General features: G+C 45.0%; 6 protein-coding genes. 3 read left to right on the top strand and 3 right to left on the bottom strand.

Features of this window, described 5'->3' with window-relative positions:
• Positions 1 to 3: 3 nt before the first annotated feature.
• The 3 genes from A3762_RS12660 to A3762_RS12670 are packed head-to-tail and all read right to left on the bottom strand — an operon-like array spanning position 4 to position 3457.
• Positions 4 to 1458, bottom strand: a complete 1455-nt coding sequence (locus A3762_RS12660) for a MotA/TolQ/ExbB proton channel family protein (RefSeq protein ID WP_082869112.1) — start codon at positions 1456 to 1458, stop codon at positions 4 to 6.
• Entirely contained in the window at positions 1458 to 2324 is an 867-nt protein-coding gene (locus A3762_RS12665; RefSeq protein WP_068475562.1) for a DUF3450 domain-containing protein, read from the bottom strand. Before A3762_RS12665 ends, A3762_RS12660 begins: the two co-directional genes overlap by 1 nt.
• Before the next feature lie 2 nt (positions 2325 to 2326).
• The gene (locus tag A3762_RS12670) at positions 2327 to 3457 is read right to left on the bottom strand and encodes a DUF1513 domain-containing protein (protein WP_082869114.1); all 1131 of its coding nucleotides are present in this window, start codon (positions 3455 to 3457) and stop codon (positions 2327 to 2329) included.
• A 109-nt stretch (positions 3458 to 3566) separates the two neighbouring features.
• Here A3762_RS12670 and A3762_RS12675 point away from each other — a divergent pair, with 109 nt between their 5' ends.
• The 3 genes from A3762_RS12675 to A3762_RS12685 all read left to right on the top strand — a co-directional run bounded on the left by A3762_RS12675 (position 3567) and on the right by A3762_RS12685 (position 7532).
• On the top strand, positions 3567 to 4490 hold the full coding sequence (locus A3762_RS12675) for a sterol desaturase family protein (protein WP_068476935.1): 924 nt from the start codon (positions 3567 to 3569) through the stop codon (positions 4488 to 4490).
• Positions 4491 to 4642: 152 nt separating this feature from the next.
• Complete coding sequence (locus tag A3762_RS12680) at positions 4643 to 6070, top strand: DUF4856 domain-containing protein (RefSeq protein WP_082869115.1); 1428 nt, start codon at positions 4643 to 4645, stop codon at positions 6068 to 6070.
• A 214-nt stretch (positions 6071 to 6284) separates the two neighbouring features.
• Positions 6285 to 7532, top strand: a complete 1248-nt coding sequence (locus tag A3762_RS12685; protein WP_068755872.1) for an imelysin family protein — start codon at positions 6285 to 6287, stop codon at positions 7530 to 7532.
• Positions 7533 to 7593 lie beyond the last annotated feature (61 nt).

The following is a 7593-nucleotide window of genomic DNA, read 5'->3' on the forward strand; positions in this document are numbered from 1 at the left end:
TGACTACTTGCCGTCTTCGATTCGACTAACTTGGAGAGAAGTACCCTCTAAAGTCTGAGCAACCAGCGACAAACTTTCTTGACTCAAGATCAACAGTAAACCTTTGACACGGCTCACGACCAAGCTATGACCAAACAACAAGGGAATGGCCACAATTAGTCCAAGAACCGTCGTAACCAACGCTTGAGAAATCCCGCCCGCCATTAGTTTTGGATCTCCCGTTCCGAACAAGGTAATGGCCTGAAAAGTCGCAATCATTCCTGTTACAGTTCCCAATAGACCCAGCAAAGGTGCAACGGTCGCTAGCAACTTAATAAAGCCTGTTCCTCGATCGAGCGATGGCGCTTCGCGCAACACCGCTTCATTTAACTTCACTTCCAGACCTTCGTACTTATCATGCAGTTGTTCCGCACCAAGATTTTCCGTCGCCAAGAGATGCTCATTTCCGACCGCTAATACCCGGCCTAGAGGGTTTTCTTTGCAAATAGCTTCCGGATTGCACAGTTGCTGCCAAACCTTTGCATGCTCCTTCGAGAGATAGAACAAACGCCATGCGGTAAAAGCCAAGCCGGTAAGGCCAAGCAAAATAATGACGCCACCCACATAACCCCCTTGACGAACGCGATCTGCTAGCGAAGCTTTCTTCTCGATCTGCGCCAGCAGCTGGCCACGAGTTGGATCAATAATCACGTTGAACAGACCAGCCGAAGATGTTCCAACTGGCGCCTTCTCCTCTTCCACCGATGCAAGAACTTGCAGACGTTGTTGCTTCGCTACATAGCTAAGGAACTGTGTATCTGTGCGCGCAGTAAATGGCCCCATACGCAAAACGGAAGTCGTAATTTTCTCTCCATTTTGCTGATACACATCTGCCGGATAGTTCGTGACTTCACCTGATGCTTGAATATCCTTCAGCAACACGAACCACAAGGCTTTCAAATCTTTGATTTCAGGTAAAGACTTACTTTGGAGTAAAGACGGTAAAGTCTGCCTCAAATCTGGATATTGGGTAGAGTTAAGAGACGCATTGATGTCTTGTTGCGTATCACTGGCAACCTGCCTTGCCACAGAAAACAAATCTTTTAAGTGATGAGCACGTTCTTCTAGTTGCTCGCTTAATGCCTCAAGATTTTGCGCCTCTGCCATTACCGTTTTCTGCAGCGCATCGTATTGAATTCTGGCCTGCTGCTCTTGTTTACGCATATCGGCAAGCTTAGTAGCTTGTTCATTCTTTTCGGCTAAAAACGCCTTTTCTCGCTCACGATGAATAGCCGCTTCATTAGTCTTATCTAGGTTCAATTGAGTCAGCAAGATATCTAAGCTAGTTTCATTATCAGTTTGAGCGTTGGCACTGATACACACCAGCATGGCGAGAAACACACAGCTGCGCTTGAGCAACTTATCCTGTACCAACTTCCTCAGAAGACGGGTGTTGATTTTCAAATTAATCAAACGCATTATTTCGCACTTCCCTCTGTCGCCTTAACTTCATGCCCTTGCTGTTCGATCACTTGCTTATGAGGCAAAACAGGTAAATTTAAAAGCGTTGGTGAAACTTGTTCATTCGCCATTGAGATACCATCACTAATTGAATCTGAATAGCCGTCCAAAGATTGCCATTTTGATTTTTCTCGATCCCATAGACCTTGTCGCAAACCATCTGAGGTCTGGTAGTAAAGCCCAATTCGGCCAAGCCTAAGTATTTGAACAAGTGTCTCTCGACCATCCAAAGATAATTCCTGAGCATAAGTCTCGAGCGTATAACCAAAGTCTCGTTCAATTTCATAGGCATCGAGCACCTGACGATATTTGTTGGGCAAAGACAAATCTGGCGCGCTGATCATTTTGCGCAGCGCTTTAATCCTCGCGCGACGTTCTACGAGTAAAAAAGGTAAGTCCTTTTCAATACTCGCTTCTAACGCATCAATCATGTTTAACAACAAAGGAACCAAAGCTGTTTCAGTTTCAGATAAAGTTAGCATCTGCTTGCGTAAAGACGCTTTTTGTTCGCTTTGGCGCGATTGCATCACCTCAAGATGGGCGATGTTCTTCTGGTAGCGCGCTAGCTGTTCGTAGGATTCACGATATGCATCGAGCAACTCTTCAGTTTGTTCAGCAAGCACATCGATTTTTTCCTGCGATATTTTTCCAGAAATATTCGCGGCCTTTACAACTTGTATATTCGCATCAAATTTGCGGACAAGGTTCGAGTCGCTAATTGTGTTTTGCCCACGACTCGGCGACGCACTTACCAACAATGAGATCGCAAACAAAGGCAAGAGCAATGAACTCAGCCTCGTGCTTAGGTTTAGATTAATCAGCATGTTTACACCGTTATTTGGCTGAAGTGATTTCCCCAATGGGCGTTTGGCCATTCAGGAATTGAGACTGAGCTGAGTGCCAAAGCATGAGCGTCAATGTGATACAAAGAACCAGTACCAGAGGTAACAAAAAAGTACCTGCCATCCCGGCTTAAAGCGACACCACTCGCGTCAAAAATTTCTATTGAACTAATAAACTTACGATCTCGAGAATCCCAAAATGTGATGAGATTGCCTCGGGGACAAGTTATAGCAGTGACACCCGTTTCAGGATGAATACAAATGCTTGCAGTGTATTGATTCATTTTCCAATGGGTCTGATCGTCATCCGACTTAACCAACTGAATCTCTCGCTGCCCTTTTTGAAAGCCAACCACCGGCGGGAATTCTCGCTTACCTTTGTACTGAAGTGCCAACCCCACCGTGTCATCACTACCGACTGCCACATGCCGAATACTTAGACGCCGATCGGGCAAATCAAAGTGATCGAGTTGCTCCCCAGAGCTACTGTCTAGATAACTCAACTTAGGGTGCATCTTCGCAAGATTGAGCGACTTCCGGCCACTTTCTGGATGCGTTTGTATACCTCCATTTGCAATCACTAGCGTCCGCTTATCACTGAGCAAGTGAATCTCGTGTGGCCCCTGTCCACCGCTGTCATATTCTTCCATTTGTTGCGCACTCTCTATGTCATAAACGGCAATAACGCCACGCTGTTCTTCGAAAGCATTCTGCGTCGCAAAGAAATAACGCCCATCGTCAGATATACAGCCGTGGCCATTAAAGTGTCGCCCCTCTCGAGGGAAGAAATGCGAAATAGATTCACCATTTTGAGCATTAAACGCTCGTGCCGGTGCTTCGGGATCTCTGGAAATCCCAACCATTGTATTGCTTGCTGAGTGGGTTGTTATGCTATGGCACGCAGAGGGTGTTGAAGTCCGAAAATATTCATTGCCCCCCAAGTTCATCGCACTAACGAAGTGTTGATTCTTGTGTTTGTGGGCAGTCAAAAAGAGTTCACTACTTCCCCCCCTCTTTGATGAACCCAAACCTACATATGCTAAAGAAACTGCAGTAAGCCCCAAACCACCAGCAAACAGAAAGCGTCGTCGACTTGGACTAAATGTTGATTTCATAAAGTGAAAATACTAGATAATTAAAATGCAAATGAGAATACATTTTATTATTATTACTAATTGCTAACAACGATTAATTCAAGAAGTCAAAGGACACAATTGGCCAGCAATGCTATTCCCAATAGATGAAGAGGCAATTTACGAAGCTGTACTTGTTCCCATGCAGTTTTTACTGGAACCAAACAAACGTCTTTATTTTGGCTATATTCTATCGGCGCTCATTCTTGCAACCTGGGTTTATCATCGTCACATTTGGCGTTCAAGAAATAGCCTTTCACAATCTCTATTTCTAGCTGGACTTCTGCGCTTCATCTTCCCCAAAGCAATCTGGCTTAATCGCTCAAGCGCAATCGATTTTGGACTGCTCTGCCTCAACGCAACCTTAAAAGCACTCTTGTTTATTCCGCTTATTATCAGCGCGTTTTCAGTAGGGTTTTATACAGTCAAGCTGCTTACCCTTGTGTTTGGACCACTAGAGTTGTCAGGCACCGAAACATCAACAGTGTCTCAGTCTTTTTTAATTCTTTCGTACAGCTTATCCCTTACACTAGTATTAGATGCGTCACGTTATCTGCTCCATCGTTTGATGCATCAAATACCATGGCTTTGGCAATTCCATAAATGGCACCACTCCGCAAGGACAATGACCCCCCTTACACTCTATCGTATTCATCCCGTAGAGTCTGCGCTGCAATACACGCGTGATGTACTAGTGACCGGTGTAGTGACAGGATGTTTTTTTTATTGCTCAGGCCAGAATATAGATCTCACTACAATTATGGGAGTCAACGCCGCACGCTTTGCATTCAACCTGTTTGGGGCAAACCTTCGCCATTCTCACATTTGGCTATCATTTGGCCCACTAGAGCGAATATTTATTAGTCCTGCGCAACATCAGATTCATCACAGTTCTGCTCCCGAACACCATAATCTAAATTTTGGTTCTCAATTATCTATCTGGGATCGCATGGGAGGGACCCTCTACCGCACAGATCAATACGAAAGACTTAACTTCGGGCTCAAAAGGCCATAAGACCCTACAATTTAACGCGCTCACCAATAATAATTTAAATAAAAATCATAATTATTTTCATTATTATTTGACATCTCTCGCGAAAAAAAAATAAACTCCTGACGCAAATAATAATTATTATCATTTATCACAATTTATTTGGATTATAAAAAATGAAAAAGACGTTTACCCTTTCAGCAATGGCACTTAGCGTTGCATTTGCTGGCTGCAGTAGCAGCGATGGAGGCGGTTCTTCCGCTCAACCTGCCTATTCTTTTGAAAGCCAGTTTGAAGCAGGCGAAAGTAGTATTTCCTATTCTGGTCAAACAGCGCGCCAAGTATTAATTTCAGATTTGAAAAGTCTAATCGCTGGCGATTTCGCTACGGCCACAGTAGCTAGCGATGTGCTGGATGAATTAAATGCTCTATATGACGCTAATTCTGGCGGTGATATTGATAACACCAATTACCTTTTTACCAAAGGCGCAGAAACGCTTAGCCCAGGCCCAACCTACGGCGACATTTCCACTGGAAAAGACCTGAAAGAAAAAATTGCTGGTGAAGACAACAGCCTACGCCACACTACTCTGCGCGGCTGGGCAACAGGTCTGGACGCAAACCCAACACCAGACGAGTTTGTTCAATACCTATTCGGTATCGTTGCAGCAAATGCTGTTGATCCAAGCGTACGCCTCAACCCTGTAGATGCGGGTGACGCACTACCTCCTTATTTGACAGTTACAGGTGTTGACCTGCAACAACTTACCAACAAGTTCTTGCTCATGTCAGTAGCGTACTCTCAAGGTACGGGTGACTATTTAAGCGATGATCTTGGTAATGGCAAAGGTATCAACGCAAGTGCAGAGCAAACCGTGAAAAGCGGTGTTCCTAAGCCTTACTCAGGGCTAGAACATGCTTGGGACGAAGCATTCGGCTACTTCGGCGCAGCACGTGACTACGACCTATACACCGACGCTGAGATCCGCAACCACAGCTCTGCAGAGGGCAACCCACGTGGTGAAGGTTACTTCGACACAAATGGCGACGGTGAAATTGACCTGCGTTCAGAAATCAACTTCGCAGCAGCAGTTAATGCCGCAAAACGCGATTTTGGTAGCTCGGATGATGCTAAAACTAATTTCACTACAGCTATCTTTGATGCCTTCGTAACAGGTCGCAGCTTGATTACTGAAAGTGGTGCTGATGTTGACCTAGTCGAACTGGAAGCGCAACGCGACATCATCGTTAACAACTGGGAAAAAGTGTACGCGGCAACAGCTGTTCACTATATCAACGACACGCTTCAAGACATGAACGATTTCGGTACGAATGATTACAGTTTCCGCAATCACGCGAAACATTGGTCAGAGTTGAAAGGTTTTGTTATGGGCCTTCAATTTAACCCGAATGCACTAATCAGTATCACAGACATTGAAACAATCAACACCAACCTAGGTGATGCACCTGTACTTTCTACTGCCGATACAACCACGATCAATAACTATCGTGCAAGCCTGATTGCTTCACGCGATATTCTCCAAGCTGCTTACAACTTTGCTGATGAGAATATGGGTGATGCAAACGGTGAAAACGGCTGGTAAGCACCTACGCAATTTCCGTTAGCCAGCACATTAAGCAGTTATACAAGCCGCTGAGCAACGGATAGCTTTACAACAAGGGTAGGATTCATTTAGAGCCTACCCTTTTGTGCGTTTAAAAACACAAACATTATCAGGTCTAACCTAGTTTCAGTTCCAGCAAGCAAACCTTAATCACTTGCTCATTGAAACCAACACATAAGAATTGAGGTACATTATGTTCAACTGGAAACGTTCTTCTGTAATTATCAGCGCCTCCGTATTTCTCCTAACAGCCTGTGGTGGTGGAGGTAGCTCAAGCTCAGATACAAACAACAACCCCACTCCGGATGCAGAATTGACTGCCCAACAACAAGCACTAACCGATATTGCGAATGCCGTGATTCCAGTTTTACAGAACAGCAACAACCAAGCACTAAGCCTAGCAAATGCTATTGATGCATATTGCGATGAAGTGGCAATTAGTTCCGCCAATGTCGCATCCACCCTAGCGACAGCTCAGAGCACTTGGCAAGCTGCGATGACTGCGTGGCAACAAGCTGAAGTCATGAACTTCGGGCCATCATTCGACGGCGGGAACAATAGTATTCGAGAGCGAATTTATAGCTGGCCGGCCAAAAGCAGTTGCTTTGTTGATGGCGCCTTAGTTGATTATGATGACGATACAGCAGGATTTGATATTAACAGCCAAACCCCTCGTCGTATCGGATTAGATGCGCTTGAATATCTACTGTATTCCAATGATCTTGACCACACGTGTTCAACAGACAGCTCAACAACAAGTCCGACAAACGGTGCGTGGAATATCAGAACAGATGCTGACCGCTCACTTGCCCGTTGTGAATATGCCAAAATCGTAGCAAACGACGTTGCAGCTCAAATCACCGCTTTGTTGGACGACTGGCAAGGTGCAGGTGACAACTATTTTCAACAATTAAGTACTGCAGGCAGCACAAGCTCTCGGTACGCTTCAGCAACAGAGGCGTTGAATGAAATATCAGACGCACTGTTCTATCTAGATACAGAAGTGAAAGATATGAAAATAGCGGAGCCTGCCGGTATCAGCGCTGACTGTGCTAGTACAAGCTGCCCTGAAACAGTTGAATCTACATACGCCAACCAATCGCTGGCAAACATCAAAGCAAATCTTCAAGGTTTTCTCGCGGTATTAAATAACGGCATGGACGATTTACTTGAAGATGCAGGCCAAGGCAATATCGCATCCACCATGACAACCGATATTAATGCGGCAATTGCAAACATCGATAATTTCGGCACTACACTCGTTGCTAGCGTGACAGGAATCAATGAGGCTGACTGCACTAACTCTACTTCAGATAACAGACTTGAAGAAGCTTGCGCACTGCATGCTGATGTTAAGAAAGTCACAGATGTTCTTAAGACTGATTTCGTCACAGCACTAACTTTAGCGATTCCTCAATCAGCAGAAGGAGATAACGACTAGACCAAAGCGCTAGCGTTGTTATTTTCTATATCGAGCGAGGTCACAATCTTCTAGGCTCACA

The organism is Oleiphilus sp. HI0125 (genome assembly GCF_001635355.1).